At 38.2% G+C, this 22,217-nt stretch carries 21 protein-coding genes; 5 read left to right on the forward strand and 16 right to left on the reverse strand.

Features of this window, described 5'->3' with window-relative positions; all coding sequences use genetic code 11:
• Window positions 1–2: 2 nt before the first annotated feature.
• Both DRF65_RS11205 and DRF65_RS11210 read left to right on the forward strand, forming a co-directional pair.
• Window positions 3–713, forward strand: a complete 711-nt coding sequence (locus tag DRF65_RS11205) for a PRTRC system protein B (RefSeq protein WP_115970845.1) — start codon at window positions 3–5, stop codon at window positions 711–713.
• Window positions 710–1,522 (forward strand): PRTRC system ThiF family protein, encoded by an 813-nt coding sequence (locus tag DRF65_RS11210; RefSeq protein ID WP_115970846.1) that lies wholly within the window; start codon window positions 710–712, stop codon window positions 1,520–1,522. Before DRF65_RS11205 ends, DRF65_RS11210 begins: the two co-directional genes overlap by 4 nt.
• Before the next feature lie 242 nt (window positions 1,523–1,764).
• Here the strand turns inward: DRF65_RS11210 and DRF65_RS11215 are convergent, their stop codons facing one another.
• The 6 genes from DRF65_RS11215 to DRF65_RS11240 all read right to left on the reverse strand — a co-directional run bounded on the left by DRF65_RS11215 (window position 1,765) and on the right by DRF65_RS11240 (window position 8,794).
• On the reverse strand, window positions 1,765–2,658 hold the full coding sequence (locus DRF65_RS11215) for a hypothetical protein (protein WP_115970847.1): 894 nt from the start codon (window positions 2,656–2,658) through the stop codon (window positions 1,765–1,767).
• Window positions 2,659–2,698: 40 nt separating this feature from the next.
• The gene (locus tag DRF65_RS11220; protein WP_165852211.1) at window positions 2,699–3,478 is read right to left on the reverse strand and encodes a tetratricopeptide repeat protein; all 780 of its coding nucleotides are present in this window, start codon (window positions 3,476–3,478) and stop codon (window positions 2,699–2,701) included.
• A 28-nt stretch (window positions 3,479–3,506) separates the two neighbouring features.
• Window positions 3,507–4,226 carry a hypothetical protein gene (locus DRF65_RS11225; RefSeq protein WP_115970849.1) on the reverse strand — a complete coding sequence of 240 codons (720 nt, stop codon included), beginning with the start codon at window positions 4,224–4,226 and terminating at the stop codon, window positions 3,507–3,509.
• A gap of 18 nt (window positions 4,227–4,244) precedes the next feature.
• The gene (locus DRF65_RS11230) at window positions 4,245–4,577 is read right to left on the reverse strand and encodes a DUF4280 domain-containing protein (protein WP_115970850.1); all 333 of its coding nucleotides are present in this window, start codon (window positions 4,575–4,577) and stop codon (window positions 4,245–4,247) included.
• Between the two features lies 1 nt (window position 4,578).
• Window positions 4,579–6,672 carry a type VI secretion system Vgr family protein gene (locus DRF65_RS11235; RefSeq protein ID WP_228438643.1) on the reverse strand — a complete coding sequence of 698 codons (2,094 nt, stop codon included), beginning with the start codon at window positions 6,670–6,672 and terminating at the stop codon, window positions 4,579–4,581.
• A 436-nt stretch (window positions 6,673–7,108) separates the two neighbouring features.
• Complete coding sequence (locus DRF65_RS11240) at window positions 7,109–8,794, reverse strand: helix-turn-helix domain-containing protein (RefSeq protein ID WP_165852213.1); 1,686 nt, start codon at window positions 8,792–8,794, stop codon at window positions 7,109–7,111.
• Window positions 8,795–9,098: 304 nt separating this feature from the next.
• Here DRF65_RS11240 and DRF65_RS11245 point away from each other — a divergent pair, with 304 nt between their 5' ends.
• From DRF65_RS11245 to DRF65_RS11255, 3 genes are all read left to right on the forward strand, one after another.
• The gene (locus DRF65_RS11245; RefSeq protein WP_115970853.1) at window positions 9,099–9,344 is read left to right on the forward strand and encodes a hypothetical protein; all 246 of its coding nucleotides are present in this window, start codon (window positions 9,099–9,101) and stop codon (window positions 9,342–9,344) included.
• A gap of 49 nt (window positions 9,345–9,393) precedes the next feature.
• Window positions 9,394–9,840 carry a MauE/DoxX family redox-associated membrane protein gene (locus tag DRF65_RS29250; protein ID WP_115970854.1) on the forward strand — a complete coding sequence of 149 codons (447 nt, stop codon included), beginning with the start codon at window positions 9,394–9,396 and terminating at the stop codon, window positions 9,838–9,840.
• A gap of 102 nt (window positions 9,841–9,942) precedes the next feature.
• Window positions 9,943–10,203, forward strand: a complete 261-nt coding sequence (locus DRF65_RS11255) for a hypothetical protein (RefSeq protein ID WP_115970855.1) — start codon at window positions 9,943–9,945, stop codon at window positions 10,201–10,203.
• A gap of 129 nt (window positions 10,204–10,332) precedes the next feature.
• On the opposite strand, the gene DRF65_RS11260 is transcribed toward DRF65_RS11255, so the two are convergent.
• From DRF65_RS11260 to DRF65_RS11305, 10 genes are all read right to left on the reverse strand, one after another.
• Entirely contained in the window at window positions 10,333–11,769 is a 1,437-nt protein-coding gene (locus DRF65_RS11260; protein ID WP_115970856.1) for a peroxiredoxin family protein, read from the reverse strand.
• A 21-nt stretch (window positions 11,770–11,790) separates the two neighbouring features.
• A complete protein-coding gene (locus tag DRF65_RS11265) occupies window positions 11,791–13,146 on the reverse strand; it encodes a RagB/SusD family nutrient uptake outer membrane protein (RefSeq protein ID WP_115970857.1) in 1,356 nt (451 codons plus the stop codon).
• An 11-nt stretch (window positions 13,147–13,157) separates the two neighbouring features.
• Window positions 13,158–16,688 (reverse strand): SusC/RagA family TonB-linked outer membrane protein, encoded by a 3,531-nt coding sequence (locus tag DRF65_RS11270; RefSeq protein ID WP_115970858.1) that lies wholly within the window; start codon window positions 16,686–16,688, stop codon window positions 13,158–13,160.
• A 115-nt stretch (window positions 16,689–16,803) separates the two neighbouring features.
• On the reverse strand, window positions 16,804–17,925 hold the full coding sequence (locus DRF65_RS11275; RefSeq protein WP_165852214.1) for a FecR family protein: 1,122 nt from the start codon (window positions 17,923–17,925) through the stop codon (window positions 16,804–16,806).
• Window positions 17,926–18,030: 105 nt separating this feature from the next.
• Window positions 18,031–18,612 carry an RNA polymerase sigma factor gene (locus DRF65_RS11280; RefSeq protein ID WP_115970860.1) on the reverse strand — a complete coding sequence of 194 codons (582 nt, stop codon included), beginning with the start codon at window positions 18,610–18,612 and terminating at the stop codon, window positions 18,031–18,033.
• A 121-nt stretch (window positions 18,613–18,733) separates the two neighbouring features.
• Window positions 18,734–19,603: a TraB/GumN family protein gene (locus tag DRF65_RS11285; protein WP_115970861.1), complete on the reverse strand. Its 870-nt coding sequence runs from the start codon at window positions 19,601–19,603 to the stop codon at window positions 18,734–18,736.
• A 101-nt stretch (window positions 19,604–19,704) separates the two neighbouring features.
• The gene (locus DRF65_RS11290) at window positions 19,705–20,091 is read right to left on the reverse strand and encodes a hypothetical protein (protein WP_115970862.1); all 387 of its coding nucleotides are present in this window, start codon (window positions 20,089–20,091) and stop codon (window positions 19,705–19,707) included.
• A 100-nt stretch (window positions 20,092–20,191) separates the two neighbouring features.
• Window positions 20,192–20,857 (reverse strand): response regulator transcription factor, encoded by a 666-nt coding sequence (locus tag DRF65_RS11295; protein ID WP_115970863.1) that lies wholly within the window; start codon window positions 20,855–20,857, stop codon window positions 20,192–20,194.
• On the reverse strand, window positions 20,832–21,611 hold the full coding sequence (locus DRF65_RS11300; RefSeq protein WP_115970864.1) for a sensor histidine kinase: 780 nt from the start codon (window positions 21,609–21,611) through the stop codon (window positions 20,832–20,834). Before DRF65_RS11300 ends, DRF65_RS11295 begins: the two co-directional genes overlap by 26 nt.
• Window positions 21,596–22,216: a hypothetical protein gene (locus DRF65_RS11305; RefSeq protein ID WP_115970865.1), complete on the reverse strand. Its 621-nt coding sequence runs from the start codon at window positions 22,214–22,216 to the stop codon at window positions 21,596–21,598. The genes DRF65_RS11300 and DRF65_RS11305 overlap by 16 nt, the downstream gene beginning before the upstream one ends.
• Window position 22,217: the final 1 nt, after the last annotated feature.

Consider the following 22,217-nt stretch of genomic DNA (forward strand, 5'->3'; position numbering starts at 1 on the left):
TCATGAAAGATATTACAAGCAATTTCGCGACCTACTATTATCCAAAATCTGCACTGATATTTTATAAGGCTGATGGGGATTCAAGTAAATCTTATGTTGAGCATTACGACATAAATAAAGAGGGGAATCCGATTAATGCGCATCCCCTAACGGTCAGAGAAGCAAAAAGACTGGCTGAATCACTTCATACTGATGATGAAAAGGACAGATTATTAAAATCGGACGGAATCTTGGATAGCACAATTCTGTCCTTTGATGCCAAACTTGGTAAGATCATTTGGTTCACAAAAGCGCAATACCGTCAGCTCCATTTCAGTAAAGGACTAGGGATACCATCGGGCAATGCTCATACACCCGCCCTACTCTGGATGGCTGACAGGGAATCACTGTCAATTTTTGCATTAGCATCAAGCAGAAGACCAACACCCAATACAGAGCTTTATCATGCGCCTTTCTTTAATGTTTACCAAAAGGGGAACGTTTGTATGGGTTCAGTCGATATCGAAGTGAGTGAAACATCTTCCATTAAGGAACTGACAAAATTATGGGAAGCCTATTTTTTCAACAGTTACTTTTCACACTTAATGTCTGAACACAACCCAATCAACGGCAACTGCGTCATGCTGTGGGAAAGTCTGGTCAATACAAATAAATTGTTCCCTAATGAGATTCTTCTTAAAAACAGTCAAAAACTTAAAGATATATTGCTATGAAAACGGTAAAAACAAATGTTCATTTTCTTCATAATGAATTATTACGTCCAACAAACTCGATCCTTGTCAATGTCATTGGCGCAGGTGGAACTGGCTCTAAATTGATGACTTCCTTAATGGAGATTAATCATAGCCTACTAGAGCTCGGACACAGTGGATTGGACGTACATCTGTGGGACGATGATCTCATAACACCTGCTAACATTGGTCGCCAACGCTTTGCAGAATCTGAAAAAGGTCTGTACAAATCCGTAGCGATTATCAACCGTATTAATCGTTGGGCAGGCTTTAACTGGAAAGCAGAAAGTCAAAAATTTGAACGTGACAAGCTGGGTAATATTCCTGAAAATGCAGGGGCGTCAATTTACATATCCTGTACAGATAACGTCAGTTCAAGATTTGAAATAGCACATATCATACGTACACTAAAAAAACAATATTCTTATCATAGGGACGCCCCAAAGTATTGGCTGGATTTTGGGAACAGCAAATTTTCAGGGCAGGTGCTGTTATCAACAATTGGAAAAATAGAACAGCCAAGATCGAAAATATTTACAACAGTAGCTGAACTTCCTTTTGTTACCGATGAATTTACTGACTTGCTCAAAGAATCCGAAAAAACAGATGATACACCGAGTTGCTCGCTTGCGGAATCACTCGAAAAACAAGATCTTTTCATCAATGCAACATTAGCGCAAATGGGCGCTTCCCTCCTATGGAACCTTTTAAAGTCCGGTATGACTGAACATCGGGGGCTGTTCCTAAATCTTGAAAATTTTAGAACTCAACCTATATCTGTCGGCAGTTAAAATCTGCCGGCGGCCAAAAGCTTACGGCTTTTGGCGCTAAATCGGCTACAACGGCTGTCCCCATGCAGCTATTCCCTGCTTCGACAGCCGTTGCGGGTTGTTTGTGGGATACACAGTATCCCAAGAAGCTTCGCAGATAGATTTTTTTGACCCTTAATTTTTTTTAAAAGTATCTTCACAGCAAATTTTTACATCAACAAAATAGAAGAATTTCAATGATGTATTATTCTTCTTACCAAAAATCAATCTTCATCCAACAAAGAAAAGTTCCTTCCTGGCCTTTTCCGATCCCGCTCATAGTCTTCCCATTCTTCCTGAGAATATTTTTTCCCATCCACGATCTTGTATACATTGCCTTGAAAACTGTCAAAATCTGTATTGACCTCGTAGGTAATTTCCTCAAATAGATCTTGCTCGCCTTTTATGTTCAAATTGAAACTGATTCGTTTCACAACATCAGCTACGGTATCTTTAATAACCGTAATTTTTGAATCTATTGAGAAATCTCGGGATACATGGTAATCTTTGGCCTTAGCCCTAAATCCCTGATCCATGAGCAAGGCATCCAGATTTTTCTCATTCAATGTTACCCAGCCTTCAAGGTGTATCTCCTTTTCGTCACTCGCTTTACACTCAAACACTGTTTCCAATGGAAGGTCCAACGGCATTGCCAAATAATCTAGCCCCTTATACTGCTCGCCGACACGACAACGACCATCTGAGTCTATGAAAAAGGGCAAATAAACACCATTGGAAAAGGTATCATACTCCATACCTAAAGGTGTATTGAAGTACAATTTTTCGACCAGTAGCAACAAGACTCTATTAGATGGATTTCGGTGTTTATCCCGAAAACGGTTCCATTTAGGTTTAAAAATATTTTTATTTGTGATCGCTGCAACACCCAAACGCCGACCATACTTCCAGACAACAGGACTAAACAGCAACGGATCGTTCGTGTTGCTACTTTGATACTTTATATTGGTAAACTTAAAGCTCGGTTCTTCAGTATTCACTTCATCTTTCTCCAAAATGAACACGCCGCTTGAATCTATATTAAAAAGTGATTTCCCTTTGTAAGAACTCCTTTTTTGAAATGAAAACCTATATTCAACAGGACGCAATAGTTCAGACATGATATTATCAATGGATGGCAACCACCCAATTTATTATAGTTTATACTGTATAGTTATCTGGGTTGGCGCTTTCCAAATATCCTTGCTCAGCATCCTTTTTCATGGATGCAACAATACCTTCGGGAACCATATAAAAAGTAAGCATTTTTTCCTCTATCTCCTTCATTTTTTCATTGTCATTTAAAGCATAATATAACTTGAACAATATCTCATCTTCAGAAAGGAACTGATACGGGTCTTTAACGTAATTACTTCTAAATGCAACATATTCATTGACTTTCTCAGCGGCTTGTTCGTACTTGTTAGTCCGTATCAGCGCTGAATAAAGTCTGTTGTATGCAAATGATAGCCACTGAGCAAATATTTTTCTTTGATCTTCTGCTGTATATTCATTTCGATTCGTATCAAAATTAGCAAGGAGGTATTCTGCTTCCTTTATAACATCTTCATATCGTTCCAGCTTATAATATAATAAGACAAGTCTCAGATACCCCATCTTAAATGGCGTCTCTTTTGAAATAGATTCCTTATAATATTTTTCAGCCAGTTCATTGTCACCCTTCTTTTCGGCGATAAGACCTTTCAGCTCAAAAGCTTCTGGATAATCATGATCGATTTCTAAAGCCTTCGCACAAAATTCCTCCGCCACATCAATTGAATCGGCATCAAAATATGCACTGGCTAAAAGGGCAAGGTATTTCTTCTCCTTTGGAAACTCATTATTTAAAATATGTAAATTGGCGATAGCTTTCTCTGTTTCGCCAAACATCTTTTGATTGCTTATTTTCTGCAATAATTTCTCTACTTCCTGTTCATTCATTATTCTAAATTTATAATTGTAAACAATACTAACCTCTAAAAGTATTACCCGGCGGCAGTTTGCCATGCGTAGCCATATAGGTATCAATCAACGACACTTCTTCGGCATTGGCCGTGGCATAGTTCACATTTTGCAAATACCACTCAAAAGGTAATAATTTCCCAGAAGATAGACTGTTTAAGATATATTCATCTTTATCTCCATGATATAATTGGAAAATTACTAAATATCGTGCATATACAGATTTAAAAGATGTTAATCCATATTTCCAGATTGCACCACTCAACATAAATTGATTCACAAATCCCGCTCCAAAGGTGTAATTTCGCATAAGACCGGGAGTTCCGACATGGAGATCATAAACATTGTAAATATCTTTTTCTCTTCTTCTTGTCCTTGGTTTGGTCTGCGGTACTGTAAGCGGTGGCGCAATCGGCACTGTAATAGGCGCTTCAATTGGTATATCTGCAGGAGGAAGAACAGGTTTGGGCAGCTCTTCATCCACTGTTGGTGGTGGTGCGGTAACGGGAGGTGCAGTCACAAATTCCCAAACTACCTTGGCAGCATCAGCAATGGCATTGCCTACCGTTGAGAAAAAGTCACATATATCATCCCAGAAATACCATATTGCAGCAATAGCAACAACAGCCAAAATTATCCATCCAATAGGATTCCACGACATCGAAGTTCCCGCAGTGGTTGCACTCGCAAAAATTCCAGAGGCACCACCCGCAATTGCTAGTTCCATAATTACTATTTTTTAAATTTATAACTGTCCTGAATTCTTACAGCTGATAACACCGCCATATGGACAGATACATTTTGACACATCGGATAATGGTTTTTTATCCAAAACCTTGATCTTTGGTACTGTCTTGATCCACGTGAGCGGAACACCTGATAGTTCAAGGTTCAGCCTGCAAATTCCTTTCAGGCCACATAGTCCAAAATTGGGAATATTCAGTCCCGCAATATTGTCCTTGTCGGTTGCAAACTTCCCATCACGGAGCTTGATTTTTGGATTAGACGTTACTATCAATGTCGAACTCAACAGTCCTTTGTCGCAATCCAGTATAGCTTGATCTTTAATGTATTCCATGTCATGTAAGCTTTACCTCTATTCCACCTTTTACATTTATATGCTGATCATTACTAATTGTAATGTCCCCTCCTTTGGAAGTTATGTCGATAGTTCCTGCACCGCCACCCTTCTCAGACGGGGTGGCATTCATCGCAAGTTTATTGCTGCCGGTTACTGATATATCTTTGCCGGAAAGTGTAATGGTACCATCGTCTTTCATGGTAAATGAGCTGTTGCCAATTGTGATGGTCAGGCTCTTTTTTCCTTTAAAGCTTATATTTCCTTGTTCATCCATATCGAAAACAGAGGTTGCAGGACTATTTTCCTTAGCCCCTACATTAATCGAGCTTTTAGTTCCGGCGTTGATAACATGATTTAAATTTGCATCTGTAGTTGCATTTCCAGTTCCGTCAAAATGCATTTTTGCCCCACCTTTGTCTTTCAGGTTCATGGAACCTGCACCATTGTCATATTTTAATTCCGCTCCACTGCGCCCACTAAAGGACATCACATTATTGCCTGATCCGCCACCAGCGCCGATCCCCCCATGAAACAATCCACCCATTACAAAGGGACGGTCAGGATGCTGATATACAAAATTGACCATAACTTGATCTCCTACTTCGGGAACCGACATAAAGCCTCTGTTTGTTTTCACATCATCACTGCTCCCAGCATCTGGTGACATTACCCGGATAAACTCGGACCTATCTTTACCCTGTTGCCAGTCAAATTGAACCTGAACTCTTCCCTGATTTAATGGATCGGTATTTGAAACTACCTTTCCAAACTGCGGTTCAGCTTTTGGGACAACAAATTCAGGTCGCGGAATGTAACCCGAATCGGCTGCAATAGCCTCAAACCGCCCGTTATAATATCCTCTTGCGTCAACTTCATGAACCACTTCCGTCAATAAAAGTCTGGTGAAATAGGAGGTCTCATTACTATCTGTTGTTCGCATCTCCAAATCAGCAGTACATCCCGGGTATAAAAAAGGAACTGTCGAAATACCGGTGGTCACAAATACCTCGGCAGCTTTGCTTCCCGCAGTACCTTTCTCTGAAGCTTCAATATCCAAAAATGAATTTGCCTTTATTGGAGCAATTCGTAGTGATGGGGTTTTAAATGTATGTTCCGAAATTTCATAAGCTCTCCGGGCAATATCCGATGTATGCTTAATAGCCGCATTTCCACCTGTTAATCTCTCATTCTTTCGACTATTGTAACCGTAGAACGACGGCTTAACATGCTGTGCCTTCATCCGGATCTTTACATCGCTTAAATTCCTGCCGTAAACCAGTTTCACGGGATTTTCTGAGGGTGGCAGTTTTCCAAAATGCAACACTTCACCATCATAGTAGAATTGTTCGCCGTAAGCTTCGGCGATTCGGGCTAAATAATTATAATGGGTTTCTTCATATTGCGAGCTATAAGCCACATTACCGTAGGTGGAATCTACTCTGAAATCAAACTTGCTTGAATCAAGACCTTCACTTATTACCTGTGAAGCTATGCTATTCAGACTTATGTCCTGTGAACCTCCAAAACTTTGTATATGTGGAGCAGCATCCAACAGAACTGTTGGACTTGAACCGATAAGAACAATATTTCCGAGGTTTCCGTTTTCCTGGCTAAATCCAACTTCCGTCACTACCCCTACAAAATTTCTTTCAGGGCTTTCCTCTACGTCCTTATATTTGAATACGACAGTAATCCTTTTACCAAGAAAGTTTTGCGCCTTTTCTAAATTATGGTTTTCAACCTCCCCCAAAGTATCGTGTGCAAGGATCAGCTCAAAAGTGTGATGTTTGACGGCGCTTTGTACAAGCTTAAAATGCTTAAAAAAACGAATTGGTTTACCCTCAATAACTATTTCAAGCTTAACCAGTCTATTAATTCCGTTGACTTCATTTTCTGAAATCCCCGCAACGTTAAATATTTTCGAGGTTGGCTGGTTATTCCATAACCGATCTTCGGTGACGGATTTATTATTGGAAACAACAGGTTTATCAAACATATTGCCTGTTGTATTAGCTGCCTGAAAAGAAGATTCGATTGAAGTAGCTTTTTCTATCCTCTTCCTATCATGGCTTGTAGAATCTAAATGATCCATATCTTTTTGAAACATGCATAATTATTTTTTCATTTATGTTATTGCTTGGATATTCACCAATAAATGGTGATACTAATTTATCAGGAGAACAGTCAATGGTAGCCAATATATGCTTAAGCCAAAAAAGTTGGTGACTGCTTCTGGGTGTGGTCGGTCAAATTTCTGTGGAATTGAAATTTTTCTTTCATATGCAGAAGAGCACAGCTTTGGTGTTTTTCATAGTGTTTTTTTTCATGAAATAGGTGATTTTAGTTTTGCAATATAACTCCTTAGAAATTCACAGCAAAATGAATTAGGTATTATTTTAAAAATTGTAGTAATTCTACTAATCAGTATTTTATCCAATTATTTTCCAGAAAACAAATATCAGACCCACAAGAAGAGTGTCCCTATAAATTGAAAATTGGTAGCTGATGAAAGACTGCTGTCTAAGTTCTTAAATAACGGTCTCTATGGTGAGATTCTGCTCCTTACTGGTATCTTTTAATCGTCTCTTGATGAAATCAGCAGGGCCAATTCCATTGATTTCTTTGAAAAGTTTAGAAAAGTGATTTCGTGAAGCCATACCGCATTCATCAGCAAGCGTTTCAATCTTATATTTCCGGTATTCCGGATCATTGTAGAGTTTGTCCGTTATATATCTGATCCGTAGCACGATGAGGTATTTCGTAAAATTCATTCCTTTATATTCGTTTACGATCTGAGATAAATAGTAATGATTTGTATCAAATTTATCCGCCAACTTATGTTGCGTCAGGCCATGCTCTTTAAATCCCTCCTTATGCTCAAAATCTTCTAGTTTATGCAAAATTTCTTCCACAACCTTTGGGTCTATTTCAAGTTTACTATCGTCCTGCTTTTCTTGTACCGATATAACCACATTTGCAGTATCCCGGGCGATGATCTTTTGCTCCAAAATGGCGTATTTGCGGCGGATTCTTTTTGCCCGCCTCTTATAATATAACATTGTCGCAGCAAAACTGACAGCAACAGTGCCCAATCCCCATTTGGCAAGATTGTCCTCAGCGGATTTATTTTCAAGCCGCTTCTTATCTTCATTTAATAAACGTGTGTCATATTCTTTGCTCATCTTTCGTAACAAATAGTTGAAATCCCGGTATAGAACATTGTCGACCTTTAAAAGCTGATTTGTATAGTACAATTGTTTCTCTACATCATTCGACGCTTTGTACTGGTCAATTAGAAGCTCATAGGTATCCCGTACTTCGGGAACAATAAAACCATGTTTCTGAAAAATAGAATCTACTTTTTCAAAATTTCTCACAGCATGCGTTTTACCCCCAAGACCCAGGTACGATTTCCCTATAAACGAATAGTTTACAGTCAACCACGAAAAATCATTAATCTTGGAAAGTGCTACGGAGGATGCTGAAAGAGATGCAAGCGCTGCTGAAAATTCTTTTTTACGGAACTCAGAAATTCCTTTTTCTTTCAAAAAATAACCAGATTCCTGCCGATGCTCCCGGTTAGCACCGATTTCGGTAAGTCCAACGCTGACAATTGAATCGGCCAGTGCATATTTCCCCATGTTCCGATAACAGATAGCCATCTGGTGGAGACTATTAAAGTATCCTCTTCGTGCATCATATAGAATGTTCGGATGTTGATTTTTGTTAAGTTCTGATGCAAAATAGTTACGTGTCTTTATAAAAAGTACTAATGCCTCATCGTAGTACCCGATATAGCTTTTTACAACGCCGATAAGATAATTCAACCGGTTCTTATAATATGGATCTGTATCCTTATCCGCATACTGAACTGCGACAAGGAACTCATTCAGTGCCAATTGGTATTTTTTAAAGTGAAAATAATAGACAACGCCCTTTTCAAGATAGGCTGAACTTACTAATGCATCTTTGCGTGATAATTTGGCGGCTATTATGGTACTATCTGCAAACTTGAGTTTTACGTTACGATCACTGGAGAATTCAACGCCGTCCGCGTAACCCTGATATAACTTACCATAATCTTTATCTTTTTTTGCCTCAGCAATATATTGACGTATGAACGGAAGTGCCCTGACATCATTCTCCGAAAACACTTCATAGTTTCTCCTGATATAGTAATATTTACTGTACCCTTCTTTCTGGGCACAGAGCAATTCACAGTGTAATAAGCATAAAAGGATTATGATATGAAAAGTGGAGAATTTCATAGGTCAAGTTTATATAAAATTACTAAAATTCGCCAAATCATGAATTATGTAGAACGGAAAACTCCAACATACCACAAAAACAATCTAAAATATTGATTTACAATGCAGTAACAATGCTCAAATTGAACAATTTGCGCATTCAAATTGTTCAATGAGTGCACTAAACAGTTTTTCCGTGCGCTAATGCCCTCTACCTTCGTTCTCGAATTCGAAATAACCGGCCGGGATAATTCTTAAAATTTTTTATAAAATGAAGATCATTATCTCAACAATATTAATCATCACAGGAACTGCACTTTTGCACTCCTGTAGAGAATCCGAAATAGAACCGTTAGAACTAGGAAAACTGAATACTGTAAACTCAAAAACAGAAATGTCGAAAGTTAGCGATACAATTCAGGTAGGAGTTTTTGCCACTGACCCTGATCCTGAACTTGATGAATCGATAAAAGACCCACCGATCAGACATGGTGGCCAATGGCGGACTTCGAAATAATATTCGAGTAGACCCTCCTTTTCAATGTAAAACCAAAATACACAATGCCATGCGAACGAAAAACTTGATAGCCGAAATTATTATATTCTTACTAATACTCTTGTGGGCTTATACATTTGCAAGTAAGGTTCTTGATTTTGATACTTTTAATAGGCAGATCAAAGGTGCTTATCTCCTATCATCTCTTGGATCACCTTTGCCTTACATTTTACAGCTGCTGCATTTGTCACTTGTGGTACTGTTGCTAAAGAAGTCCTGGAGAAAGATAGGACTTATTACCTCACTATCAGTCCTCGTGATATACACAGGTTATCTCATTTACATTTTAAAGTTTGCACCAAGCATACCATGTTCATGTATCTCGCTGTATAGGGGGTTGCTTTGGGATGATCAACTGTTGATTAATCTCGCAGTACTGGTACTAAATATCATTGGTCTGATCATGTTTTCGTTTAAAAGGCCACCACACAGTAGTCATATTCAGACCACACACTAAATTTAAAACTAATAACTAAACAGGGGAAGCCGAAAACCTGAAACCCAGAGTAGGCAAAAAACTAAAGTTTAGCTTTTTGATTTATAAAAGCACCAAAACATCATGAAATCACTTAGAATTACCTTAGGAGTTGCAGCAATTGCACTAGGTACGTTTACTGCTTTTTCATTTGCTCCGGCAAAAGTTGACTCAAAAGTAACAACAGGTATTCGTTACGTAAACCCAAATGGATCAATGGGAGATGCTTATGACCCTTCCAATCATCCATGTGAAGGTGAAGGAGATCTTTGTGCTCAGGAATACACTCTTGAAACACAACAGCCAACTGAAGAGAACAAAATTTTTGGCGTTAGAAGACCATAGGAAATGAGAATTGTAATATTAAAAAGGTATCCTTACGGGATACCTTTCTAAATTTATGCTGCTGAACCATATATGAGAAAGTATAGGTATTTCTTAGGCACTTTTTTAATGGATCAATTTATTAAATTACTATAAAAGCTTATTAAGATAAGCTGTAAAACCTTCAAAATCAGTCGCCGGATTTGGTGGCACTCCTATAATATTGCCATTCTTATCCAAAACAATTAGTCTCGGATAAAATGTAACCTTTGCAAATTTTATGATATCGTGATTCATTCGCTGCTCTTCAGTATATAGCTGTAAAGAATTTTTACTTGAGAATATTCCTATTCCCTTTTTCCAAGGTTCATTTTTATCAATACCAATAGAGATAAACTGGATATCTTTGCCTTTAAAATACTCTTCAGCTTTTTCGATGGATGGAGCTATCCCTTTGCATGCAAAGCAGCCGTTAAACCAAAAATCGAGTAAAATAATTTTACCTTTAAAATCTGCCAATTGATGTCTTCGTCCTGTTGTATCAGGAAGGTTGAAATTGTAGAAAGCATCACCCCTTTTAAGGTTTTTTTGAACATCTTCAAAAGTATCCAAAACCTCTTGGAAGTGCGGATTATTCTTATTTACATGTTTAACATAAAAATTAAGCACATCCTGTGAAACAGGAGAATCCCATTTTGCACGAAAAAAGTCTCTAGTAAAATAAGAAAGAAGGAAATCACGTACATATGGTTCCTCATCAAATTCGTTTACAATAAGCTTATTATAATCCAATGGCTTAGTAAAACGAACAATATGCGATTCTCCCTGAATTTTATCACGATTAGATAATAGCATATAACTGGGTAGTATAAATCTTCCACCATAATAATTAATCACTTCCTTATTCAGAAAAGGTTCGATCCTGTTTTTTCTTTTGATATATTTTTCAAAGAGGATGGCAACAGAGTCAGAATAATATTTGACAGAATGCGCTAATACCTGATCTAAGGTCCCGTCAACTAATTGCGCCTTTATTAACTTCATATCCCGAGGATCTTTAAGTTTATTCAAGCTGCACATCGAATCAATAATATTTAAGTATATATCCGCGTTTTTATACTTCTCAGTTATACTTGTTCTATCCCAGAATAAAAGATGTATACCTGTTGCCAGGAGCTTGTGATTAATGGCTTTTAACAAATTGAGCTTATCTGATCCCTTTCCATCAATATTCATATTATCAAGACCAAGTTTCTTTACATCCGGTATGGTAAATGTAAGATTATCACCGGGATTTACCAGAACCCCGAAACTGCCGGGGATAAAAATAATTCTGTTATTAATGTAAACAGTGGCTTTCCCTGTCCTCTTTAGATCAAAATCGAATTTAAATTTGCCGTTGTTTGTCTCAATATGAAATTCCTGCATTTTTGTTTCAGCAAATTGTCCATCAAAAATGAGCAAGTCAATGTTAATTATTGTATCTTTTGCATTTTCAATTAATCCGCTAATTCTGGTTTTTGTTTGAGCAAAGGAGTTTTGCGTTGTAATGATATACATTACAATCAGTACTAATATTTTTTTCATGATTTTCTGTCTTTTTAAAAGTTAGTTCTGTTCTATACCACTGTAATTAATGATATACTGAGGGATGGGAAAGATATAACGTCGATCTTTCGGTGGTAAAGTGTATGTCTTGTCTCCCACAGTACGCATTAAGGTTTTGGCGTAACGGGGGTCTTTATTTAAACGTTTAAGATCTTGAAAGCGTAGTCCTCTCTTTAAAAGCTCCTTTCTGCGTTCCTTCAAAATGATGTCAAGCGCCTCTACTTTGGTACTTGCTGTTAACGGTATGAATGTATTTGTTTTAAATCTTGTAGCAAGAAGTTTATTGAGAATCTCCATTGCTTGATCTTTATCCCCAATTCTGGCTTCACACTCCGCTGCTATTAGCAAGACTTCATCTATAGCCGTACCTGCTAGATTATTTGAAACCAAATGACCACGCCAGATAACTTTATCATCCTGAATTTGGAAGTAAAGTGTCTTTCTTAGATCATTTTCAGCATACTGATTATATAATTGATCTGGTATGGACGCAGAAGTACTTGATGTGCCGTAAGGATTTGATAACTTCGTCTCTATATGAATCTCCTTACTTTTTAGAAACAGTGGCCTCGAATCTTCTGGATTGAAGTTATTGTAGTCATCTAATGTTGATTTAACAGCTAATGAATTTCGTGTTGATTCAAGTGCCTTTTGATAATTATCCATATATAGATATGTCCTAGCTAGTAATGCGAATGCGCCAGCATTTGTAATATGAAGGCCAGAAATTGCATTTTTGGGCAATAAAATTGCTGCTGCGCTAAGGTCTGCGATAATTTGCTGGTAAGTCTGCTTTAAATTACTTCTGAAAATTGGTTCATTAATATCTTCGTCTAATTTTAAAGGAATTCCCAAGTCCTTATCAGCAGTATTGGCATCATAATATTTACAGAAAGTCATGGTAAGATTAAAAAAAGCACGTGATCTGTGATATAAGGCAGTACCTTTTATCCTGTCATACTGTCCTGTATTACTTTCGGTCCTTGTGATTTTGCTCAGACCTTTTAATGTGACATTGCAATTCTGGATCTGTTTGTAGGCATAGTCCCATTCTTCCCCATAGTCCCCTCCACCTAATTTTGGGAATTCATCTACTGTCCAAGTTAACAGCTTTCGGTTAAAATCAGAAAAAAGAGAATTGTATTGAGCCAAAGTAACCTCAAAGTCATCACAGGACGCTTCCATACTTCCACGCTGATCATAAGAAAACATACCTGAATTCATTAACAAGTCCATGTCATTTAGGGTCGTCGGAACTATTAATTTTATATCTTGTTTCTCTTCTAACCATTCCTTTGAGCAGCTAGCTAAAAATATTAATGTGAATATTATTAAAGACATTATTATCGTTTTCATAGGATCATTTTTTATAGGTTACCACTTATCCCAAACGCAATTGTCCGAATGGGTTTTGCCATAGGAAAATCTGGATCAAGGTTGACTTTATTTGCTTTCCAAATCATACAAACGTTATTTATATAGCCAAAGATGCGTACGTTTTTAATGTGCAAACATCTTAATATGTCTGGATGTAAATTATACGAAAGATTTACATCCTGCAGCCTTATATGATCACCCTTACTTACCAAAACTTCAGAATTGAGATAATACTGATCTGCCACAAGAACGGCCGGATAGCTTACCACGGGAACATTCGTCTTTAGCTCATCCCCGGGCGCCTGCCATCTGTTATAGTAGTCACCATGCCCATAATAGCTACTGTACAATGCAGAATAATTTATTGAATTCCTTCTAAAATAATATCCGAAACGGTAGGTTATATTGAAAGACAAATCAATGCCTTTGTAGCTGAAAGAATTACGCAGAGCACCGAAGTAAGGCGCCAACGCATTACCATTATAAATTAGATTATTTGCAGGGTCAACGGCTAACTGCTGTCTAATCTTGGTATATTCTGCCGATGGCTGCCCTTCTAAATATCCCCTAGCCTGTCCTGTCTGTGGGTCAAGTCCAGCCCAGGGATAGCTATAAATTCCAAATAAAGACCGTCCCTCGACAGGACTATATGCAGTGGCAACTCTGCCAACACTATAATCTGTTAGAAAGTTAGTGATCGTTGTTGGTCTTTTATATTTAGTGACAACATCTTTAGCATAAGAAAAAATAGCAGTTGTCTTCCAACTGAAATTTTTATTTTGAAGATTGATTGAAGTAAGTTCTACATCAATACCCCTTCCATCCATATTGGCAAGATTCCCCCTAAAGGAGGAAAAGCCTGTTGTTGGATCTATGTCTCCGTTTCCAATCAGATCATTTCCTCTCCGTTTAAAAAATTCAACATTTCCCGAAAGCCTATTATTTTGGGTCGCGAAATCAATGCCTATATTGAACATTCTATTCCTCTCCCAACGGAGTTCATTATTTGGGGGGCTGACTAGATCCGCAGAAGGTAAACTATTGTCGATATTCCTTGTTAAACGAGCTGTGGTATAAGCTGTGGTACTCCTATCTATGTTTCCACTGTAACCAAAAGTTGACCGTAAACTTAATTCCCGAAGCCAGTCTAGATTGTAAAAGCTTTCTTTATTTAGATTCCATTTAAAACCGGTTGACCATAAAGGAACTGATTTTTGGTTGGTCTTTACTCCAAAGAGATTGGATTGATCAATCCTTGCGCTTGCAGAAACCACGTAGCGCAAATCATAATTATAAGCACCATTCAAATAATATGACCGCATTCTATCAATAGTTCCCGAGTAATCATCATAATTTGGAATAAGTGAGGAACTACCTTTACCGTATTGATTAAATCGTGTTAGATAGTCGACTAAGACACTTGAACCGACGTGAGGATCAAAACCATATTGTCTGGAAGATATACTGTTAGCTTTTGTTTCTCTAACCTCAAATCCTCCGATAGCATTTACCTGATGTTTCCCCCACTTTTGGTCGAAATTCAATTGAAAACGCCCATTTAATGCGCTTAGTTCACCATTCGAAATGTCCAATCTACCGCCCATTGGAATATTGCGGGCCATAACACCATTATTAATGGTAGTGAATCTATTTATCTGATCCCGCATTTCATAGCTGTCCTGACTATGGAAATTTCTACGTCTGCCTTGTTGGTTTTCATATTGAAAGCGGGCCTCAGCTGATAACGTAGGCATAATCGTATACTTTATTGCTGTATTTAAACGTATCTCCGATTGTTTGAGCTTATTATCTTGTAGTTCTAATTCCTCTAATGGAACGAAATCCCAATTTAACAATCCTTCTGAAAGTGCCTTTTGCTTTAATACCGTGCTATGATCTTTAATAACAACAGTTGGATTACCACTATCATCAACAAGTCTAGCATATGGATACATTAATTCATTTCCCATGTTATTTAACATTGATAGAACATTGGAAGCAGATTGGTTATTTTGATTATAACTTAATCCTGCTGTGATCTCCAATTTTTCCATTGGACGGAAAACCTGATTACTGTTAACACTCACACGGCTAAAACCACTTCCTTTTTCTGAATTTTGGTTTTTATCAAAACCTGCTGAAAAATAATAAGAGTATTTATTTGTACCGCCGTTTAAATTTAATGCATATTGTTGCTTTAAATTTTGCTGATATAGGTATTTACTCATATCCCTTCGCAGGTCGCCACTACGCAGAGCATCAATTTGTGCATTTGCTTGTTGTTCTGTGAGTAGTCCATTTTTTTGATCGTTGAGGATACTTACAACAGGTGAATACGGGCTGTTGCTTGCTGTATTACTAATGATGGTATTGTAAAAACCCTTTTCAAATAGCATTTTTTCGATGTCAATGAAATCGGTTGGTTTGATCTGTGGAATATAGTTCAGGTCTGGCTTCTGCCCTATCGTAACATTTGATGTAAAGCCGATGTTCATGGGCTGGTCTGATCGTCCCTTTTTAGTCTTAATGACAATCACACCATTACCGGCACGTACGCCCCAGATCGAGGCGGCGGCAGCATCTTTCAAAATATCAATATCCTCAATATCGTTTGGATTGATATTATTAATATCACCCTCATAAGGAAAATTGTCAACAACAATCAATGGCTGATCGTTACCAAAGATCGTTGCCTGCCCCCTGATGGTTAACTTTGGACTTCCTGAACGCTCATCAAAAAGTATAGAAGGTGCTATACCTTTCAATCTGCTGATCACATCGGTTGACACTTGTCTGTTAAAGGTCGCATTATCAACCTTGGAAAAAGACCCCGTTGCTCTTTCCTTCGGTATAGATTGATAGCCACTGGCAACAACAGATACCTCATCGATTACATTGCTATTGGTGGTCAACGTAACACGATCAATATATTTCGCGGATACTGTCATTGTCGAATAGCCTAAAAAGGAGATCTGTATCTCTGATTCGGCATAATTCGAAGGCAATTCAAAAGTACCGTCGTTATCGGAGTTCGTCACATAATTGCTGCCTTTGATGGTTATGGTAGCTCCTGCCAGCGGATTTCCCTTTTCATCGACGATCTTTCCCTTGATGGTCTCCTTTTTTTTTGAATTGGGAGTATTTGTTGTTTTCCGCTCGCTTAGAATGATAATGCCATCTGCAATTTCGTATGCGATTGGTTGGTTCGCAAACAAGGTTCGCAGGGTCTCCTCTATTGAGGCATTTTTCAGGTTAACAGTAATTGGTCCCACTTTTTTTAGTAGTTCCTCTTTGTAGGCAAAATCATATTTTGTCGCTTTCCGAATTTCTGAAATTGCTTTTGACAGGGGTGCTTTCTGCAAGGAAAGGCTGATCTGCTGTGCCTTGATCGCAGTACCGCTGGCAAGTAACATAAAGAACAAGGTGCTCTTTATGCCTATGCGCAGAAGTTTTCTCCTGTGGGAAAACCCATCCACCCACGGCGGAATGTTTTCCTTGTTGGAAAAATCATGTTTTTTCATAGATTTGTGTAGGGTTTGAATTTTGTTAGTTTGTCCAAAACTTTAATAAAGACCCGTTGGCCGGAGTGTTCGCGCACTCCGGCTTTATTAGGCCAACATATGAAACTATAAATCGTTATTTCTTAATCTCAATCCTCCTTCCTTTCGATAGATTAATTTGTAAATCGCTAATCTTTTCGAGTGCATATAGCACACTCGATAGTTTCTTTTCCCGTGAAATGGTTCCGTTGATTTTGATATTCGGCATATTGCTGTAATCTACTTCAACGTCATACCACCGCTCAACCTGTCTGAGCACCTCCTGCAAAGGCGCTCCCTTAAACTGAAACTCATTGGCAGTCCAAGCTGTAAAAGGTTCGGTATCTACGGAATTCACGTCGAAACCGTCATGTACAAGCCTGGCCTGCTGTCCGGGGTTAAGTATAACAGTTTCCTTATTCCGACTGCTTAACAATTCAACTTTTCCGCTGATTAATGTTGTTTTGACAGTAGGTTCATTGGAATAACTGTTGATATTGAATTTTGTTCCGAGCACCTTAACTTGTTGACCGTTGGAAGCAACGATAAATGGTTTTGCTTTATCGTGCGCGACCTCAAAATAGCCTTCTCCCTGTAGCTCCACAGATCTGTTATTGGCTGTGAACTTCGTAGGATATCGTAGCGAAGACTCCGCATTTAACCATACTTTGGTACCGTCAGGAAGGGTTACTTTATACTGTCCCTTGCGTGGCGTTGTGAGTGTTGCAAACTGCACTTTATTTGATATTGCTGTACCATCCATATAGGATGTTCCCTGCTCATCGATCTTTATCGCTTTTTTATTACCCGTCAGATTGATCACCTGACCATCCTCAAACGTAAGTGTTGCCTTATCTGTTCCGGGCAGAACATCTTCTGTTATTGTAGCTGTCGCTACTTCTGTTGGAAATATCTTGTCCGACTGGTAATATTTATACAACCATAAGGAAATGGAAATGGTAAAAAGTACAGCGGCGGCTGTAAGCCAGTACCGCCATAAGGATGTTGGGCGATTCTTAGCTATCAATGTATGCAGCTTTTGAAGTTCCTCGGTAGTTGTGGAATTAGCAGCATCACGCTTCAACAGCTCCATGGCCACATGTTCCTGATCTTTCAATTGCTCAAAAAACAACTTATTTGCACTGCTCTGGTTGAGCCAGACCTCGACAGTCTTCTCCTCTAGGACAGTAAGGTCTTCTCCCCTAACAATCTTTGCCAAAAGGGGTACAATCTTTAACTCGTCGAGAATTCTTTGCTCTTCCATTGGTTCCATTTTACATAGAAACCCAAAAGGAATGTCCGTTGTCTCAAAAAAATAAAAAAATTATGAATAAATCATTAAAAGTGCGATTCCCGCACCTGAGAGGGATTTTTTTAATAAGGATATTGCTCTCGATTTCTGCGTATTGATCGTGCTTACAGGAATACCCAGTTCTTCGGAAATCTCCTTTGCTGTTTCACCGTTCACGATCTTACTCATGATAAGTCTGTACTGCTCTGGAAGCAGATCAATTGCATGATACAGTTCTGTATACACCTCTGTTTGGATGATAATATCCAAAACATTCCTTTCAAACTCGTCAAAATTCTTAGTATATAGATCAAAGCGCTTCTGATGCACTTTTTCTTTATCAATGACCTTGATACAGCTATTTCTTACAGATATATACAGAAACGCTTTTATATTTGACAATGTCTCAAATCCTTCCCGTCTATCATATAGTTTTAGAAAAATGTCCAGTACAATATCCTTGGAAATCTCCATTCCGATATTTAAAAGAAGCCTATTTGCAAAAAATACCAATGAGGAATGATACAAGGTGAAAATCTTGTCAAATGCAAGTCTATCACCGCTTTGGAACTTTGTTAGCAGTGCCTTTTCATCGATCGTGAATCTGGATGTCATAATAAGGCCATTGATAGAAAAGTAAAGTTAAGGAATTTTAAATTCTTTAAAGAATTCTTTTTGTGAAGCGATATTCATCAATAACCGAACCTGTAGAGAAGAAAACCAGATATACTACTCTTTATGCTTTGGGTAAAGGATCTGGTGTTACGGTATACCCTTGTTTTCTTAGTTCACTTATGAGTCCACAATCCCCAAATAAATGCATCAGTCCAACGGCGATAAAAGCGTTATCATTGTCTAGTATAGCGCTGATCTTTGGTAACCAGGTTTTATTTCTGTTGATTACCATTGCATCGTTCCCGGCACACTGCACACCGAATTGATAATCAAAATTCATATCGCCTAAATAGGTCTGGGAAATGCGGCAAAGCCGATTCTTATTTTTCTTTCCTCTTAGGTTTTCAATGCGGGCACTAACCGCTTCTTTTGCATTCTGCCAATTAAAATCTCGTTGCGCATTGATGGCATTGAACTGGTCTGAATTCGTTTCCAATCCTTCGGTCTTCATACCGCCATTTTTAGCCAGTGAAAGAAGGTAATCATCTAAATGCTTCCAAGTATCAGTTGGCTTTGCTGTTTCACATACATCCAGAACATACAGCTGCTCTAATTTTACAGCGAGTTCGGCAGGCGACAGTTTGCTGACCGGAACTGTCCAGTCCGAAGAAACAGATTCTAAGAACTGTACATCTTTTTTATCCAGGTTATTCCGATATGAAAAATCATCCGGACGTTGGTTCATGACGTCAATAATTGTTTTCTTCTTATCTTCTACCGATTCAAAAACTGCAATTTTAGATCGCAATAATAATTCCTTGATCTTTGGTCTTTCATCGATAAAAGAATTTCCAACTTGGTGCATGGTTCCAAGTAAATAGGAAACTTTGCCAGTACCTTCCTTTTCAACTTTCCAGAGTATAGTTTTTTGAGCGCATAGGTAGTGGATATTAAAAAAGAGTATTAAGAACAATAGGAATCTTGATTTCATGATGATTTATTTTGGATAGTTAAATTTAAAGAAAAAACAATAATCTAAAAGAAAGTATATGGTCATAAAAAAGCTGGTATTCTTTCCCAGCTTTTTGGTTTTTAGAATGTAAAACCTACAGATACGCTTGCACCGTACGTTACAGCCCCGGTCTGTGGGTTATAATTCGTATTACCGCTCACGGAAACTGTCGTCTTTTTTCTGCTGTTACTTGCTCTAGCAGCTTCTTCTGGAACTGGGTCCATCGTAATCGGCTGACGCCCGATAACATTTGATGCCAACTGCCATCCGAGATAATAGTTAAAATCTTCGGGCAATGCCTCGTAATAGGCAGCTTGTTCTTCGGTTAGCTTGAAATTCTCAAAAATCCAAGCTCTAGCATCCCTGGAGAGGGTTACGGCCTGATTAATGAGTTCCTTGTCATCTAAGCTGTAAAGCTCTTTCTCCTTAGCATTAACTCCCTCTGGAGTAAGTGGAAATTGTGCCATGTCTTTAAAGTTTTGAATTAGTTACCGTTTTTATTAATCTCTATAATTACAAATTGTACTGTAAATTTATAGAGACCGTTAACTATAACCTATAGGTAAATTACCTATTTTTATCAAGAGCATGGAGGTCGATTATTTGGTGGTGTATACTATATAAAATAGCAGACATCATCGTTTCAAAGCCATATTTCTGCTGGATATTCTGCTTATGGGCATTGATTGTCTTGGTACTTATAAATAGCTTTTCAGCAATTTCTTTCGCTTTTAAGCCCATTGCCGTCAACTCAATTATTTCAAGTTCTCTGGCAGTAAATATAATTTCTTTGCCGGGATCGAATTTAAAGCTTGGATTCTTTTGGATCTCCTTTATGATGGACGTAAGATCTTTCTCAAAATAGAATCCATTGTCGCGCATTTTCAGGATTGCATTTTCGAGCTCATTAGGTGGCGTGTTCTTCGTAAAATACCCCTGTACTCCCATCGTCATGGCTCTTTTTATCGTTTCCATTTCATCCATCTGGGTAAGTATTAAGATTTTGATTTCAGGATATAATTCCTTCACTTGAATACAGATTTCAAAGCCGTCCATCTCCGGCATCTGTAAATCAAGCAGGAGAATATCGGCCGAAGTGCTTTCGAGTTTTTTTAACAGTTCAATACCGTTGCCCGCCTCTATGACGACCGTCATCTGATCAAAGGTGCCGATCAATAAACGCAGGCTTTTTCTGAATAAGGTATGATCATCTGCTATCGCTATCCGTAACATAATAGTGTATTTTAATTCTATTGCCAGATGTAGAGGGAGCCTGTATCAGTGTTCCCCTAATCTGCGAAATCCGGGATTTAATATTCTTTAGACCCATTCCTCTTGGCTGCTGTAAGCTTTTGAAAAATTCAAATATTTTCCCGTTATCAACCAGCTCAAAAACAATTTGTCCTTTGTTCTTAGTGATTGCAAAGTGTATATGGCTTGCTTCACCGTGCTTGATAACATTTGCTACAAGCTCCTGGACAATCCGATATAATTCATACGCATCAGCGGCCGGGATTTCTATCGGTATATGATCGTACTGCTCAGAAAAAGAAATACGGTTCCATCTCCTGATCCTATCAAAATAACTTTGCAAAGTAGGAACCAACCCCTGTGACTCCAGCATCGGTGGCATTAAGTTGTAGCTTATGCCTTGGATATTCTGAATGGTAGTACAGAGGATTGTTTCTATCTCTTTGAACAGGGCCATTCGCTCATTATCATCTTCCCTATTTTGTAAAATAGTGATGTAATTGTGTATGGCGTGCAAATCTCCGCTGATACCGTCATGTAGGTCGGAGGCTATTCTTTTTCGTTCCTTTTTCTCCGACTCTAAGGAGATCCGTAGCAGGTTATCAGATTCTTTTCTCTTGATCTTTGCCACCTTGTTATGATGAAGCAGTACAAAAAGCACGACCGTGAGCACAGAAAGCAACATGACCCCCGTACCAAACCAGAAGAAGAACTTAAATCCTATTTCATTTTCCATACCCCTAAAATTAATAGAATTCTCAAAATCAGTGTAGCAACGATATTCACCCACCAATAGCCGTATTGCCCTAACTCAAACACGAATTTACTTGACAGAAACAGGAACAGTGTACTTGCATAATAAATCGAAAAAGCAAGGACAAAACAGAATGTCGGGTTTTGCCAGAATTTCCTTTTCGGAGCTTCCATCAAGCTTTTAAAATAAGCTATGGAGCAAAGAAAAACGAAAAGCGAAGTGGTACAGCTGTTTATAGCCAATGCGATAGCCTTGTTCGTGCTATCCCAATAAAAAAGCGATATGCAATATATTACAGCCCAAACAACCATAGATATCCGGAGATTTTTTTTCTGTCTACCTTCGAATAATTTAAAGAAGTAGAAATAAAGGGCTGCAAATTCCAGAAGCGCATAGATCTGAAACCAATAATTTGTATTAATTTTTAAGACTACCGTTCCTATAAATTCATAAAGGGTAGCAAGAGCGGTCAGCCATACAAATGGAACAATACCGTGCCTGGTTGAAAATTGTCTTTTTTCAACAAATAAGATCAGTAACGGTATCACTCCAATGAAGAGGGTGACAAAAAATAAAATCTGCGGCAAT

The organism is Chryseobacterium pennae (assembly GCF_003385515.1).
GTDB classification, from domain to species: domain Bacteria; phylum Bacteroidota; class Bacteroidia; order Flavobacteriales; family Weeksellaceae; genus Chryseobacterium; species Chryseobacterium pennae.